The sequence below is a fragment of the Salinivibrio costicola subsp. alcaliphilus genome, assembly GCF_001996185.1.
GTDB lineage: Bacteria > Pseudomonadota > Gammaproteobacteria > Enterobacterales > Vibrionaceae > Salinivibrio > Salinivibrio costicola.
In genome coordinates, this window is record NZ_MUFR01000018.1 from 14,965 (window position 1) to 30,683 (window position 15,719).

The window sequence follows — 15,719 nt, forward strand, 5'->3', positions numbered from 1 at the left end:
GGGTTGCGCCGATTGATTTCAATGGCTGATTTTAAAATTTTTTTCTGTATGTAATCAGTCATACCTTGAGCATTATGTTGCATATATATAAATATTAAAAAGGCCAGCAATACTGCTGGCCTTAATAGAGACAACTAACGGATCAGTGGTTTACACGTCGAGGTTTTCCACTTTCAGCGCGTTGTTTTCAATGAAGGCCCGACGAGGCTCAACTTGATCACCCATCAAGGTGGTAAACAGCTCATCTGCCGCAACCGCATCGTGGATAGTCACCTGCATCATACGGCGCCCTTCAGGATCCATGGTGGTCTCCCAAAGTTGATCAGGATTCATCTCCCCCAAACCTTTATAACGCTGACGCGAGACACCACGCATGGATTCTTTAACCAACCAGTTTAGCGCCTGCTCAAAGGTCTCCACTTTTTGGGTACGTTCCCCACGCTTCACGTAAGCACCCTCGTCAAGTAGCTGATCGAGTGTTTCCGATAAGCTCGCAATACGCCCATATTCTTTCGAATTCAGGAAGTCATAGCTGACCTGGTACTTATAATCAACACCATGGGTTCGCACCACCAACTCAGGCACCCAAACTTGATGATCTTCATCAAAACGACAAGACGCTTTATAGTGGCTTTCACCGGTCGATTTGCGATTAAGGATGTCGACAATGTTCTCAACCCACTTCTTCGCGGCCCATTCGTCACGAAGTTCCTCGACCGCTAAACGCGGTTGGTACAGTAGCTCATTCAGCAATGCCGCAGGATAACGACGCTTCATACGCTGAATCAGTTTAAGCACACCATTGTACTCTTTGACCAGCTTTTCAAGCGATTCACCATGCATCGCTGGCGCATCAGGGTTCACAAATAATGAGGCATTTTCCAGTGCCAGCGCGACCTGATATTGCTCCATCGCTTCATCGTCTTTGATGTACTGCTCTTGCTTACCCTTCTTCACTTTATAAAGAGGTGGCTGAGCGATATAAATATAACCACGCTCAATCAACTCAGGCATTTGGCGATAGAAGAAGGTTAATAACAAGGTACGAATGTGCGAGCCATCAACGTCAGCATCCGTCATGATAATGATGCTGTGGTAGCGTAACTTATCGGGGTTGTACTCTTCGCGACCAATCCCACAGCCCATGGCGGTGATCAAGGTCGCCACTTCTTGCGACGATAACATCTTATCAAAACGGGCTTTTTCCACGTTTAAGATCTTACCTTTAAGCGGCAATATCGCTTGGTTTTTGCGATTACGCCCTTGTTTCGCTGAGCCACCGGCTGAGTCACCCTCCACAATGTAGAGCTCAGACAGGGCGGGATCTTTTTCTTGGCAGTCGGCCAATTTACCAGGCAAGCCAGCTAAGTCCAGAGCCCCTTTACGACGTGTCATTTCACGCGCTTTACGCGCTGCATCACGTGCACGTGCGGCATCAATAATCTTGGAGCACACCACTTTGGCATCGGCTGGATGTTCAATTAAAAAGTCAGACAAGTGGCTGCTCATCGCCGACTCAACCGCCGATTTCACTTCCGATGACACCAGTTTGTCTTTGGTTTGGCTCGAAAACTTAGGATCAGGGACTTTTACCGATACCACCGCCGTCAAACCTTCACGGGCATCATCGCCAGACGTCGCTGCTTTAGCTTTTTTCGAGTAGCCTTCTTTGTCCATAAAGCTGTTTAAGGTTCGCGTCAGTGCACCGCGGAACCCAGCCAAATGCGTACCACCGTCGCGCTGTGGAATATTGTTGGTAAAACAGTAGATGTTCTCTTGGTAACCATCATTCCACTGCATTGAGACTTCGACGCTAACGCCATCATCACGCATATGTTCAAAATGGAACACCGATGGATGAATCGCGGTTTTCTTTTTATTCAAATGCTCAACGAACGCACGAATACCGCCTTCATATTTAAAGTGATCCGATTTGTCTTCCTCGCGCTCGTCAATCAATCGAATCGACACACCCGAGTTAAGGAAAGACAATTCACGTAAGCGCTTGGCGAGGATCTCGTAGTTGAAGTGAATATCCGTGAAGGTTTCTTCACTCGGCCAAAAACGAATGCGGGTACCGGTTTGATCGGTTTCGCCCAGTTGAACCAAGGGACCCAGTGGCTCACCATGAGAAAAATTGAGTTGGTGGGCATAACCGTTACGCCAAATTGTCAATTCAAGCTTTTCTGACAGTGCGTTAACCACAGAGACACCGACACCGTGTAGGCCGCCCGACACTTTATACGAGTTATCATCAAATTTACCCCCGGCGTGCAGCACGGTCATGATAACTTGGGCAGCTGAAACACCCTCTTCTTCGTGAATATCGACAGGGATACCACGACCGTCGTCGCGGACCGACACAGAGCCGTCTTCGTGAATGGTGGTCACGATATCGTTACAATGTCCGGCCAGTGCTTCATCGATCGAGTTATCGACCACCTCAAACACCATATGGTGTAGGCCGGTACCGTCGTCGGTGTCGCCGATATACATTCCCGGACGCTTACGGACGGCATCCAAGCCCTTCAGTACCTTGATACTCGATGAATCGTATTCGTTGGACATTGAGTTACTCTCGCTTATTTATCCTGCGTTAATTTTGCCATGTTCCACATGAAACATCTTACTATTTTCGTCGCAAATTTCCGCGACTTGATCGGCACTAATGGCGCTGACAAAAACCTGCGCCCCGATCCGGGTCAATTCACTGGCTAGCAGTGCCCGGCGGCGGCTGTCTAATTCTGAGGCAAAGTCATCGATCAGGTAGATACAGGCGATGCCTTGCTCTTCGCTATAAAGCTGTCCTTGTGCAAGCCGAAGCGCACAAACCATCAATTTTAGTTGCCCTCGAGAGAGCACATCATCGACCGGGGTACCGGCCACCTTGATGCGTAAATCGGCTTTGTGTGGCCCAGACACCGTGTAGCCCATTTGCTGATCGCGTTCGAAGTTAGTCGCCAACAAAGCCTGGTAATCTGCACCGCGCTCCCAGCCTTGAGAAAACCGAAACTGAATCGAGAACTCGGGTAAAAATGCCTGGCATAACGCCGTTGCGCGCTCGGCCACAGCATTAACATAAGCTTGTCGCCAAACACTAATTTGCTCGGCCAAGCTAGCAAGTTCTGCATCCCACACTTGTATATCACGGTAATTGCGCGCAGTTTTAAGCGCGGCGTTCCGTTGCTTGGTGAGCCGCTTGACCCGCGTCCACGCTTCAAAAAAACCGGGTTGGGAATGAAACACCCCCCAGTCGATAAACGCACGGCGAAATTTAGGACCATCTGTTAATAGCTCAAACCCTTCAGGGGTAATCAGCTGCAAGGGCAAGACTTTGGCCAGTGCCACTAGCTTTTGCCCTTTTTCTTGACCTATTTTAACATCGGCACTGCCGTCTCGGCGCTTTTGAATGCCAACCGGAAGCAAGATCCCATCTTGCGTTTTCACCCGGCCATGGACCGTTAAGCTCGGTTGTTGATGACGGATCACACGGCTGTTCAGTGCGCTGCGAAATGAGCGCCCGTGGCCAAGAAAATGAATCGCCTCCAAGACACTGGTTTTTCCACTGCCGTTGGGGCCAATTAAAAAGTTAAAGCCTGACGACAGTTCGATATCGCAGGCTTCAATATTTCTGAAGTCATGAATGACCAGTCGAGTGATCGCCATAATCTAGAGGCGAATGGGCATCACGACATACATGGCATCATCGCGATCACAGTCCTCAATCAAAGTACTGCCGACCGCGTCTGTCATTGAAAAACGGACAGTGTTACAGCGCAAAACGTTGAGCACATCTAAAACATAACTGACGTTAAAACCAATCTCGATGGCCTCGCCTTGATAATTCACTTCCAAAAATTCTTCGGCTTCTTCTTGCTCGGGGTTATTGGCAGAGATGCGCAGCTCACTGCCATCAATATTCATCCGAACACCACGGAATTTCTCATTCGACAGCACCGCGGCTAACGACAAGGCTTGCTTGAGCTCCGCGCAATTAACCTCAAGTGTCCGAGACGTCGATTGCGGCAGCACTCGGCGATAGTCAGGAAATCGTCCATCGACTAACTTCGAAGTAAAGGTCACGTTGCCGACTACCGCACGAATATTGGAGGCACCAATCTGAATATTGACCGGATTCTCACTATCATCCAACAAACGCGCTAGCTCACTGACGCCTTTACGCGGCACAATCACTTGTTGCGCTGGCGCGCTTTCATCCATGGTCAGGTGGCACACTGCCATACGGTGACCATCGGTCCCTACCGTACGTAGCGTTTGTCCATCGGTTTCGAACAGCAAGCCATTGAGATAATACCGCACATCTTGGTTTGCCATTGAAAACTGAGTCGCATCAATCAGGTGATTCAGTTTATTTTGTGGCAGCTGCAGGCTTACATCCGCTTGCCAATCATCGATGTTGGGATAATCGCTAGCCGGCAAGGTGGACAAGGTGAACCGGCTTCGACCCGCTCGCACCACGACACGATCACCTTCTTGAGCAACCGTAATACGGGCTTCACTGTTCAAGCCTTTGATAATATCCATGAACTTACGCGAGGGAACCGTTATCGCCCCATCTTGATGCTCTCCCTCCAACGGTGCCGTTGCATTAAGCTCCACCTCCATATCAGTGGCGGTGAGCTTAAGTTGCTGCTCGGCGACTTCAATCAGAAGATTGCTTAAGATCGGTAAGGTACTGCGCCCACCTAAAGCCCCAGAAACTTGTTGCAGCGGTTGAAATAGCTGCTCACGCGTAAGAATAAATTTCATAATTAGGACGACAATGTTCGAATCAGGTTAGAGTAATCTTCTTTAATATCGTGACTTTCTTCACGCAGTTGCTCAATTTTACGGCATGCATGCAATACGGTTGTATGGTCACGACCGCCAAAGGCATCACCAATTTCTGGCAAGCTGTGGTTGGTCAGCTCTTTCGATAAGGCCATCGCCATTTGACGAGGGCGTGCAACCGAGCGAGACCGGCGCTTAGATAACAAATCCGCCATCTTGATTTTATAATATTCTGCCACGGTTTTCTGAATATTATCGATAGTGACCAGCTTTTCTTGTAGCGCCAACAAATCGCGCAACGCTTCCCGAACGAAATCAATGGTGATCGCGCGGCCGGTAAAGTTGGCGTTGGCAATGACACGATTAAGCGCCCCTTCCAGTTCACGGACATTCGACCGCAACCGCTTAGCAATAAAGAAGGCAACTTCATCCGGCAAACGAATCGCGTGGTCTTCTGCCTTTTTCATCAAGATCGCCACACGCGTTTCCAATTCAGGCGGTTCGATAGCAACCGTCAGGCCCCAACCAAAGCGTGATTTCAAGCGATCCTCAACCCCATTGATTTCTTTTGGGTAGCGATCGGAGGTCAAAATGATCTGCTGATTCCCCTCAAGCAAGGCATTAAAGGTATGGAAAAACTCTTCTTGTGAGCGCTCTTTATTGGCAAAAAACTGAATATCATCGATCAAGAGTGCATCCACGCTGCGGTAGTAGCGCTTAAACTCTTCGATGGCGTTGTTCTGCAGTGCTTTGACCATGTCTTGCACAAACCGCTCAGAGTGCATGTAAACCACGCGAGCATCTGCCTTTCGATCGGAAATAGCGTTCCCCACCGCATGGAGCAAGTGCGTTTTACCCAGACCCGTCCCACCATACAAAAACAGCGGATTATATGCCGCTCCCGGGTTTCCCGAGACCTGCCGCGCCGCCGCGAGTGCAAGCTGGTTCGATTTACCTTCCACAAAGTTATTAAACTTGTGTTTCGGATTCACGTTGGAGCGATGATTGACATCCGATTGCACCGGTGACGGTGCCGGCTCCCAAACGCGTCCACGAGTGGGGGCAGGGGCCGCTTGTTGAGGCGCAGGGGCTGACGCCGGGCCAGCAGGCGCAGATTGCGGCGCAGCAGCAACCGGTTTACTGCCCACTTCAAAGCGCAGCATAGGCACGTCGACACCACAAAACTCATTCAGCAGTTGATTAATCTGATGCAAATATTTATCCCGCACCCAATCAAGCACAAAACGGTTAGGGGCAAACAGGGTCAACGTATTGTCATTGAGTTCGGCTTGAAGTGGCCGTACCCACATACTAAATTCTGTTGCAGGTAAATCATCTTGAAGCCGTTCAAGACACTGCAACCAAAGCGATGATGACACGTTTGACTCCACGCAGTTATACCGAAAAGGAAAAGGTCATAATGGTACTCCTGTCGCGCCCAGATCGCTACCCACAAGATCCCGAAATCAGTGAATAAGATCCGACTTATGCACATAGATCCCACAGATAACCCAGAGATCGCCACAGCCTACCCGCTTTTTACTCACAACATTACGCACATGGTCGTCGTGACCAGTCCGAGAATTCGAGGCCATGTCCCGCATCGATCCGACTCACGCCTGTTAATACGTTATTACTCATAACAACAAGGTATTTCTCGTCCCCTCGTCGCCCCTCTATATTACGTTTCCTATCAATATTGATGTGGTTATTACGGAGTTTTTCATGACTAAATGGATCCTCAACGCCCTGCTCAGCCTGAGCATGGTGATTTCAGTCCCCGCTTTTGCATCCGACACCGTCAAAGTGGGCATGTCTGGCCGATACTTTCCTTTTACCTTTGTCAAACAAGACCAACTACAAGGGTTTGAAGTCGACCTTTGGGATGAGATTGGTCAGCGTAATGACTACGATATCGAGTATGTAACGGCTAACTTCTCGGGCTTATTTGGGCTTTTACAAACTGGCCGTATCGATACGATTTCAAACCAAATCACTATCACCGATGAGCGCCAAGCGAAATATTTGTTTACCAACCCGTATGTCGTCGATGGGGCGCAAATCACGGTTCGTAAGGGCAATGACGCGATTCAGTCCGTCGCAGATTTAAAAGATAAGACGGTCGCGGTGAACTTGGGCTCTAACTTTGAGCAACTCCTTCGCGATCATTCAGCGTCCGATGATATCCATATCAAAACCTACGAAACCGGTATTGAGCACGATGTGGCCCTGGGCCGTGCCGATGCGTTTATTATGGACCGCCTCTCCGCACTACAATTGATCAAAGAGTCGGGCTTGCCTCTACAATTAGCGGGTCAGCCTTTTGAAACCATTGCCAACGCCTGGCCATTTGTTGATAACGACCGCGGCCAGCGCTTACGTGATGAGGTGAACACAACACTCGTCAACATGCGTGATGACGGCACGTTAGCCGATATTTCGATCAAGTGGTTTGGTGCTGACGTCACCCAAAAGTAAGTATTCACTAACATTAAAAAGCCCGCGTTGGCGGGCTTTTTTGTTTAAAGGACTCTCATGGCGTTTGATTTCGATTATATGGTCTCGCTGTTCCCTCTATTGCTTAGCTATTTAGGGATCACCATGGAAATGGCCTTTTTGGGGCTACTTTTCTCCCTCGCCTTAGCCGTCGCCATCGCCTTAATTCGCGTCTTTCGTGTCCCTGGGTTAAATGGCTTAGCGCAAATCTTCATTAGCTTCTTTCGCGGCACCCCTTTATTGGTGCAGTTGTTTTTGCTCTATTATGGCTTACCACAGGTGATCCCCAGTTTAGTGGGGATGGATGCCTTTACTGCAGCCGTGATTGGGATCAGTTTGCACTTTTCTGCCTATATGGCCGAATCGATTCGTGCCGCAATTCTCGGGGTCGATCGCAGTCAGATGGAAGCGAGCTTAGCCATCGGCATGACGACGCGACAAGCCATGCAACGCATTATTTTACCGCAAGCCGTGCGCATTGCTCTGCCGTCATTGATGAACTATTTCATTGATATGATTAAAGCCACATCCCTCGCTTTTACACTAGGCGTGACCGAAATCATGGCACAAGCGCAAATGGAAGCCTCATCCAGTTTCAAGTTTTTTGAAGCATACCTGGCCGTCGCGTTCATTTACTGGGCGATCGTGGTCGCACTCACCCGCGTGCAATATTGGGCCGAAGCACACCTCAATAAGGCGTATCAACGATGATAAAAATAGAAAAGTTGAAAAAAGTCTATCAGGGCATCGCTGTTCTCGATGGGATTGATTTGGCTATCGAACGTGGCGAAATCGTCTGTATTATTGGTCCAAGTGGTACTGGGAAATCTACTTTATTGCGCTGCATTAATTTCCTAGAGCGTGCGGAACAAGGGGTGATAACAATCGGCGAACAACGCGTCGATAGCGGCAATTCAGCCACTCCAAAAAAGGACATTCTAGCGTTGCGGCGTCAAACTGGGTTTGTATTCCAAAACTATGCCTTGTTTGCCCACCTGAGCGCACGCGATAACATTGCTGAAGGCCTGCGCACTGTAAAAGGATGGCAAAAAGCTAAAGCTCGCCAGCGCGCGCAACAGATTTTGGACGATATCGGGCTTGGCGATAAAGGCGACCATTATCCGGCCTCTTTATCGGGTGGCCAACAACAACGCGTAGGGATTGGCCGTGCGATGGCGCTGGAAGCCGAGCTACTGCTTTTCGATGAGCCAACATCCGCACTCGATCCAGAATGGGTAGGTGAGGTGTTAGCGCTAATGAAAAAGCTCGCCACTCGCCATCAAACCATGCTGGTGGTGACCCACGAGATGCAGTTTGCGCGTGATGTTGCTGATCGTGTGGTATTTATGAACGATGGCAATATTATCGCTCAGGGCACACCGGATTGGCTGTTTAATCACTGTGATGATCCCCGATTGCATAAGTTTTTGAATCAAGTCGGGATCACCGCTTAATTTGCGATCAGTTGGCAAGGATCCTTGCGATCTGCGACTAAGCGCTTATAATTCACGGCCCGAAGTGGCGTGGGTTTTGTGATTGACTAATCGTTAGTCAATGGCTACAATCCGCCCTCTTTGTTGAGAGGCGTCGGAGACAAGCATACTGCTATCCTCCCACGTCGGGTTAACAAACCTAACACTGATCAGTAATAAGGGTAGAAACCATGAAACGCACTTTTCAACCTTCAGTTCTAAAGCGTAAGCGCACTCACGGTTTCCGTGCGCGCATGGCGACTAAGAACGGCCGTAAGGTCATTGCCGCTCGCCGTGCGAAAGGCCGCAAGCAGCTTTCTAAATAATCCGTAGTGATTTGTGAATAAGCTCGCTTATCCTCGGGAGTTACGTCTGCTAACTCCCGAACATTTCAGTGCCGTCTTTCAGCAACCTCATCGCGCAGGTTCGCCGCACTTGACTATACTCGCCAGAAACACCGCGCTCGAACACCCACGTCTCGGTCAAGCTGTCCCGAAAAAGCAAATCAAACTTGCCGTTGATCGCAACCGCTTTAAACGTGTGGTTCGCGAGAGTTTTCGTTTACGTCAGCATCAACTGCCGGCGAAAGACTTTGTGGTTATCGCGAAAAAAAGTGCCAACAACCTGAGTAATCAAGCGCTGCGAGACGAATTGGACAAGTTATGGCAACGTTTGTCGCGACCGCCGCGCAAAAAGCGCTCATCGCGCTGATTCGGGGATACCAACTGGTGATTAGCCCATTAATTGGGCCACGATGCCGGTTCACACCAACCTGCTCCCATTACGCCATCATGGCGATTCAATCCCATGGTGTGATAAAAGGGTGTTGGTTGGCAGGCAAACGTCTATTAAAATGCCACCCTTTGAATGATGGCGGCTACGATCCTGTACCGCCTTGCGACCACCATAACAGAGACAATTAACAATGGATTCCCAACGCAATATCCTGTTGATTGCCCTATTGTTCGTTTCTTTCATGCTATACATGGAATGGAGCAAACCAGAATCCCCGCAGCCGCAGGGACAGGGCGTTGAGCAGCAGCAAACGACTCACAGTGACGTGCCAAGCAGCAATGACGGTAACGATACCACGTCTCTTGATGCACAGCCTGTCTCTGACAAGCTCGTCACCATCAAAACCGACGTATTAACACTAAAAATTGATACGCAAGGCGGTGATGTTATCCATGCCGAGCTTCCACAATACGATGCTGAGCTGGACTCTGATAATGCCTTCACCCTGCTACATACTAAGCCAGATCATACCTTTGTCGCCCAAAGTGGTTTAATTGGTGCCAATGGCATTGATACCGCTGAAGGCCGCGCACAATACCAGGTGACCCAGAACGACTTCTCTCTCTCAGACGATCAAGACACTTTGCGCGTCCCGATGACAGTCGAAAAAGAAGGGATCAGTTATACCAAAACCTTTGTATTTAAACGTGGTAGTTATGCGGTAGACGTTGAGCATACAATCAATAACCAAACCGATGCGAATGCCAGCGTCACTATGTACACCCAGCTCAAACAAAACTTGCTGGATGATGGTGGTAGCCTAACCATGCCGACTTATCGCGGCAGCGCTTACTCAACGGATGACAAGCGTTACGAGAAGTACAGCTTTGATGACATGGAAAGCAAAAATCTCAGCGTAACCTTTGATCAAGGTTGGGCGGCCATGATTCAACACTATTTTGCCACCGCGTGGATCCCACGTGCCGACAATAATGTGTTGAGCACACGTACCACCTCGCAATACGGTTATATTCAGACCAAGACCAGTGACACTATTCCTGCTGGTACCAGTAAGACCCTAACGGCAACCCTATGGGTTGGCCCGAAACTGCAAGAACAAATGGCCGCCGTAGCGCCAAGCTTGGATCTTGTGGTCGACTATGGTTGGCTCTGGTTTATCGCCAAACCGCTGCACTGGTTGCTCTCGACGATTCAAAGCTTCGTCAGTAACTGGGGCTTGGCTATCATCATGCTAACTTTCATCGTCCGTGGTGCCATGTACCCGCTTACTAAAGCGCAGTACACCTCGATGGCGAAAATGCGCATGCTGCAGCCTAAACTGCAAGAAATGAAAGAGCGTATTGGTGACGACCGTCAGCGCATGAGCCAAGAAATGATGGAGCTGTACAAGCGCGAAAAAGTGAACCCGCTGGGTGGCTGCCTGCCGCTAGTGCTGCAAATGCCGATCTTCATTGCACTCTATTGGGCATTGATGGAATCGGTCGAACTACGTCACGCACCTTTCTTTGGTTGGATTCAAGACTTGTCAGCACAAGATCCTTTCTATGTGCTACCTCTGTTGATGGGGGCGTCTATGTTCCTGATTCAGAAGATGAGCCCAACCACGGTCACCGATCCGATGCAGCAGAAGATCATGACCTTTATGCCCGTGGTCTTCACTTTCTTCTTCTTGTTCTTCCCATCCGGTCTGGTTCTATACTGGTTGGTATCGAACGTAGTCACGCTGATCCAACAGACGTTAATCTATAAGTCTTTGGAGAAAAAAGGCCTGCATTCGCGCTCGTAACTCAGGCCGCTTCAAGCAATAATAAAAAGGCGACCTGACGGTCGCCTTTTTCACGTTAATGGCCCACAGGCCTGTCACTGCAATCATAGAGTGTGCATTATGGCTCAAACAGACACTATCGTGGCGCAAGCCACAGCAACTGGCCGGGGCGGCGTGGGAATCGTTCGCGTGTCTGGCCCCCTCGCCCATGAGATTGGCAAAAATATGACCGGACGTGAGTTGGTGCCTCGTCGTGCTGACTACCTCCCCTTTCTCGACCAGGATGGTCAGCCTATCGATCAAGGCATAGCGCTATTCTTTAAAGGCCCTCATTCGTTCACGGGCGAAGACGTGCTTGAACTGCAAGGCCACGGTGGCCCCGTTATCATGGATATGCTCATCCAAAGGATTAGCGCCTTTGACGGGGTACGAACCGCTCGCCCGGGAGAATTCTCTGAACGCGCGTTTTTAAATGATAAGTTGGATCTCGCGCAAGCAGAAGCCATTGCTGACTTGATTGATGCCAGCTCTGAGCAAGCCGCACGTTCGGCGCTACAGTCGCTACAAGGCGCCTTCTCTAGCCAGGTGAACGCGCTGGTGGAAAAGGTCATTCACCTGCGCATTTACGTCGAAGCCGCAATTGATTTTCCCGATGAAGAGATCGATTTTCTCTCCGATGGTAAGGTCGCCAGCGATCTTAATCACATTATTGAGCACCTCGCCACACTACGTAAAGAAGCCAACCAAGGCGCCATCATGCGTGAAGGAATGAAAGTGGTAATCGCTGGCCGCCCAAATGCAGGTAAATCGAGCTTACTCAATGCCTTGTCGGGGAAAGACAGTGCCATCGTCACCGATATTGCCGGGACCACTCGCGATGTGCTGCGTGAACACATTCATCTCGACGGTATGCCTTTGCATATTATTGATACCGCGGGCCTACGTGACGCTACCGACGAGGTCGAACGCATCGGCGTGGAAAGAGCGTGGGACGAAATAGAACAAGCAGATCGCGTTTTATTTATGGTGGATGGCACCACCACTGACGCTACCGATCCACATGATATCTGGCCGGACTTTGTGTCCCGTTTACCCCAAGATATGGGCATGACGGTGATCCGTAATAAAGCCGACATGACGGGCGAGCCTATGGGCCACTGCGATACCAACCACCCAGCGCTTATCCGCCTTAGCGCTAAAACAGGCCAAGGCGTCGATGCACTCCGCCAACACCTCAAAGCCTGTATGGGCTATGCAGGAGGCAGTGAAGGGGGTTTTATGGCACGTCGCCGCCACTTAGACGCACTCGCCAGTGCAGCCGCACACCTGGACATTGGTCAAACACAACTAGAAGGTTACATGGCCGGTGAAATATTGGCGGAAGAGTTACGCTTGACCCAGCAGTACCTCAACACCATTACTGGCGAATTTAGTGCCGATGACTTATTAGGAAAAATCTTCTCCTCATTTTGTATCGGCAAATAATTATCCCCAACCTAATCACGGGATCCTTACACAAAGGATCCCTTTATCCTACTGTGTTGATCCCGGTTATCCTTGTTATAAGATCATAAGTTATCCCCATAGTTTTCACCATGATCCCCTCGACTGCATCCCCGAAGATACCCGCAATATTCAGCAAGAATTGACTCCCTGGAACAAGGTCTCAATACTAGGCAAGAGACTCTTAATCGTGAGGATAATATGGCGAATATAACAATTATTACAGGCAGTACCTTGGGCGGCGCGGAATATGTTGGCGATCACCTATCAGATCAACTGCAGGCAAAGGGGTACCAAACGGCGGTTATCAATGAGGGGATCCTCGATGATGTATTGGGCGCCAGCACGCTCTTAGTCGTCACATCGACTCATGGCGCTGGCGACTTCCCTGAGAGCATCGCCCCTTTGATGGAACAGCTAATGACCGAACGTCCGATGCTACGTGCGTTGAAATACGGGGTGGTTGGCATTGGCGATTCTAGTTATGACACCTTTTGTGAAGCTGGCATGAAAGCAGACGCCCTATTACAAGATCTCGGGGCCGTCAAAATTGGCGAACGAATCGACATCGATATTCAAGCTCATCCGGTTCCGGAAGATGAAGCGGAACGCTGGTTAACCGATTGGGAGCCATTACTTCAGGCATCTAATTGAACAATAATTAATCAAACAGACTGTGGATAACTAAGGAATAACCCAGTGATCTTCCTTTAGTTATCCATTTGATAGTTTTTCTTTCTGATCGCCCTGTGGATAAAAGGGCATTTTGATCCCAGGTGATACAGGATCCGATCCAAGGCCACCCACAGAAAGTGATCGTTCCAAGATCCTTGATCTCAATGATCTTTTACCGCTTATCCACTGAGATCCGCTTCCTTAGTAGTAGATCTAATAAAGGATCTATATAAAGATCTTATATATATAAAGCGAAAGCCTTAAGAAGATCAGGATCAAGGTTTGGTTCCTTGTTGAGAGAAAAAGCGCTAGAATGTCGCCCCTTTTGCTTAGTTCATGCGCAAACACTTAACCAGGTTGAGGCTTTAATCATGTTTTACCAGGATCACTTTGACGTCATCGTTGTGGGTGGTGGCCATGCTGGTACCGAGGCAGCACTAGCCGCCGCTCGAATGAATCAAAGAACGTTGTTATTAACCCATAATATCGACACTTTGGGACAAATGTCGTGTAACCCTGCAATTGGCGGGATCGGGAAAGGACACCTGGTAAAAGAAATTGATGCCTTAGGCGGCGCGATGGCGCAAGCTATCGACAAAGGCGGGATCCAGTTTAGAACCCTGAACGCGTCGAAAGGACCCGCAGTACGAGCAACACGAGCACAAGCTGATCGTGCGTTGTACAAAGCGGCGATCCGCCATACCCTAGAAAACACGCCACACCTATCCCTTTTCCAACAAGCCGTGGTGGATTTGATCGTCGATCAGGATCGCGTCACTGGGGTAGAAACAGAAATGGGACTGAAATTCAGCGCAACCACTGTGGTGTTGACTGTCGGTACCTTTTTAGGTGGAAAAATCCATATTGGTATGGATAACTACTCCGGAGGGCGCGCTGGAGATCCACCGTCGAACAAGCTCGCCGATCGCCTACGTGCACTGCCGTTTCGCGTCGATCGTTTAAAAACGGGAACGCCACCGCGTATTGATGCGCGTTCAGTCGATTTCTCAGTGATGCAAACCCAACATGGTGATACACCACGTCCGGTCTTTTCGTTTATGGGCGATGTCAGTCAACATCCTCAACAAATGCCTTGCTATATCACGTATACCAATGAAAAAACCCATGACGTGATTCGAGAAAACTTATCTCGAAGCCCAATGTATGCCGGTGTCATTGAAGGGATTGGTCCACGTTATTGCCCATCGATTGAAGACAAAGTGATGCGCTTTGCCGACAAAGACAAACATCAGATCTTTGTTGAACCTGAAGGGCTAACCAGCAATGAGCTGTATCCAAATGGTATTTCCACCAGCTTACCGTTTGATGTGCAGATGGGGATCATTCAATCGATCAAAGGCTTTGAAAACGCCAAAGTGATCCGCCCAGGTTATGCGATCGAGTATGACTTTTTCGATCCTCGCGATCTTAAGCAAACACTAGAAACCAAATTTATTAGCGGGTTATTCTTTGCCGGACAAATCAACGGCACCACCGGCTATGAAGAAGCCGGGGCTCAAGGGTTGCTGGCAGGATGTAACGCGGCGCTGCAAGCACAAGGCAAAGACGGTTGGAGCCCGCGTCGCGACCAAGCGTATATGGGCGTATTGATTGATGATCTCTCTACCATGGGCACGCAAGAGCCCTACCGTATGTTTACGTCGCGTGCTGAGTATCGCCTATTGCTGCGTGAAGATAATGCGGATATGCGTTTGACGGAAAAAGGCCGTGAGCTCGGTTTGGTCGATGATACGCGCTGGGCGCGTTTTAACCAGAAAATGGAAAACATGGAGCAAGAGCGTCAACGGTTACGTGGCACATGGATCCATCCCCATTCTGACGATGTGGCAGCACTGAACGCGATGCTCAAAACACCGTTAACACGCGAAGCTAATGGCGAGGATCTCCTGCGTCGTCCTGAGTTGCGGTATCGCGATATTGTGACATTACCAAGTTTTGAACCGGCTCATGCGGATCAGCAAGCCAGTGAACAGGTGGAAATTCAGGTGAAATATGCGGGGTATATTGACCGTCAGCAAGATGAAATTGCTAAATCACAACGTCATGAAAATACCGAATTACCCACTGATCTCGATTACGACCACATAAAAGGTTTATCGAATGAAGTGAAAGGTAAGCTCGCCGATGCGCGCCCTGAAACCGTGGGTAAAGCTTCACGTATCTCTGGCGTCACGCCGGCGGCGATCTCCATTTTGCTTGTCCATTTGAAAAAGCAAGGCATGCTGAAAAAAGGGGCATAA

At 49.5% G+C, this 15,719-nt stretch carries 14 protein-coding genes; 10 read left to right on the forward strand and 4 right to left on the reverse strand.

From position 1 onward, the window contains the following. Positions 1-150 precede the first annotated feature (150 nt). Genes gyrB through dnaA form a run of 4 tightly spaced genes read right to left on the reverse strand, consistent with a single transcriptional unit; the run spans position 151 to position 6,170 of the window. Positions 151-2,568 (reverse strand): DNA topoisomerase (ATP-hydrolyzing) subunit B, encoded by a 2,418-nt coding sequence (gene gyrB, locus BZJ21_RS07800; RefSeq protein WP_077576845.1) that lies wholly within the window; start codon positions 2,566-2,568, stop codon positions 151-153. Positions 2,569-2,586: 18 nt separating this feature from the next. Then, the gene (recF, locus tag BZJ21_RS07805; RefSeq protein WP_077669500.1) at positions 2,587-3,666 is read right to left on the reverse strand and encodes a DNA replication/repair protein RecF; all 1,080 of its coding nucleotides are present in this window, start codon (positions 3,664-3,666) and stop codon (positions 2,587-2,589) included. Positions 3,667-3,669: 3 nt separating this feature from the next. Further along, a complete protein-coding gene (gene dnaN / locus BZJ21_RS07810; protein ID WP_077669501.1) occupies positions 3,670-4,770 on the reverse strand; it encodes a DNA polymerase III subunit beta in 1,101 nt (366 codons plus the stop codon). A 2-nt stretch (positions 4,771-4,772) separates the two neighbouring features. Then, complete coding sequence (dnaA, locus tag BZJ21_RS07815; protein WP_025744542.1) at positions 4,773-6,170, reverse strand: chromosomal replication initiator protein DnaA; 1,398 nt, start codon at positions 6,168-6,170, stop codon at positions 4,773-4,775. A 346-nt stretch (positions 6,171-6,516) separates the two neighbouring features. Between dnaA and BZJ21_RS07820 the strand changes: the two genes are divergently transcribed. The 10 genes from BZJ21_RS07820 (at position 6,517) to mnmG (ending at position 15,719) form a co-directional block, all read left to right on the forward strand. Then, complete coding sequence (locus tag BZJ21_RS07820; RefSeq protein WP_025744541.1) at positions 6,517-7,269, forward strand: amino acid ABC transporter substrate-binding protein; 753 nt, start codon at positions 6,517-6,519, stop codon at positions 7,267-7,269. Positions 7,270-7,326: 57 nt separating this feature from the next. Continuing rightward, positions 7,327-7,998, forward strand: coding sequence for an amino acid ABC transporter permease (locus BZJ21_RS07825; protein ID WP_077669502.1), 672 nt, complete (start codon positions 7,327-7,329; stop codon positions 7,996-7,998). Beyond that, positions 7,995-8,741, forward strand: coding sequence for an amino acid ABC transporter ATP-binding protein (locus tag BZJ21_RS07830; RefSeq protein WP_077576846.1), 747 nt, complete (start codon positions 7,995-7,997; stop codon positions 8,739-8,741). Before BZJ21_RS07825 ends, BZJ21_RS07830 begins: the two co-directional genes overlap by 4 nt. 209 nt (positions 8,742-8,950) lie before the next feature. Next, positions 8,951-9,085 carry a 50S ribosomal protein L34 gene (gene rpmH / locus BZJ21_RS07835; protein ID WP_025672864.1) on the forward strand — a complete coding sequence of 45 codons (135 nt, stop codon included), beginning with the start codon at positions 8,951-8,953 and terminating at the stop codon, positions 9,083-9,085. Between the two features lie 13 nt (positions 9,086-9,098). Then, positions 9,099-9,470 carry a ribonuclease P protein component gene (gene rnpA, locus BZJ21_RS07840; RefSeq protein WP_025744540.1) on the forward strand — a complete coding sequence of 124 codons (372 nt, stop codon included), beginning with the start codon at positions 9,099-9,101 and terminating at the stop codon, positions 9,468-9,470. Further along, positions 9,422-9,682 (forward strand): membrane protein insertion efficiency factor YidD, encoded by a 261-nt coding sequence (gene yidD / locus BZJ21_RS07845; RefSeq protein WP_077456636.1) that lies wholly within the window; start codon positions 9,422-9,424, stop codon positions 9,680-9,682. The genes rnpA and yidD overlap by 49 nt, the downstream gene beginning before the upstream one ends. Before the next feature lie 2 nt (positions 9,683-9,684). Continuing rightward, entirely contained in the window at positions 9,685-11,301 is a 1,617-nt protein-coding gene (gene yidC, locus BZJ21_RS07850; RefSeq protein ID WP_077669503.1) for a membrane protein insertase YidC, read from the forward strand. A gap of 99 nt (positions 11,302-11,400) precedes the next feature. After that, entirely contained in the window at positions 11,401-12,765 is a 1,365-nt protein-coding gene (gene mnmE / locus BZJ21_RS07855; RefSeq protein WP_077669504.1) for a tRNA uridine-5-carboxymethylaminomethyl(34) synthesis GTPase MnmE, read from the forward strand. 219 nt (positions 12,766-12,984) lie between these two features. Then, a complete protein-coding gene (gene mioC, locus BZJ21_RS07860; protein WP_077669505.1) occupies positions 12,985-13,437 on the forward strand; it encodes an FMN-binding protein MioC in 453 nt (150 codons plus the stop codon). A gap of 392 nt (positions 13,438-13,829) precedes the next feature. After that, a complete protein-coding gene (gene mnmG / locus BZJ21_RS07865; protein ID WP_077576850.1) occupies positions 13,830-15,719 on the forward strand; it encodes a tRNA uridine-5-carboxymethylaminomethyl(34) synthesis enzyme MnmG in 1,890 nt (629 codons plus the stop codon).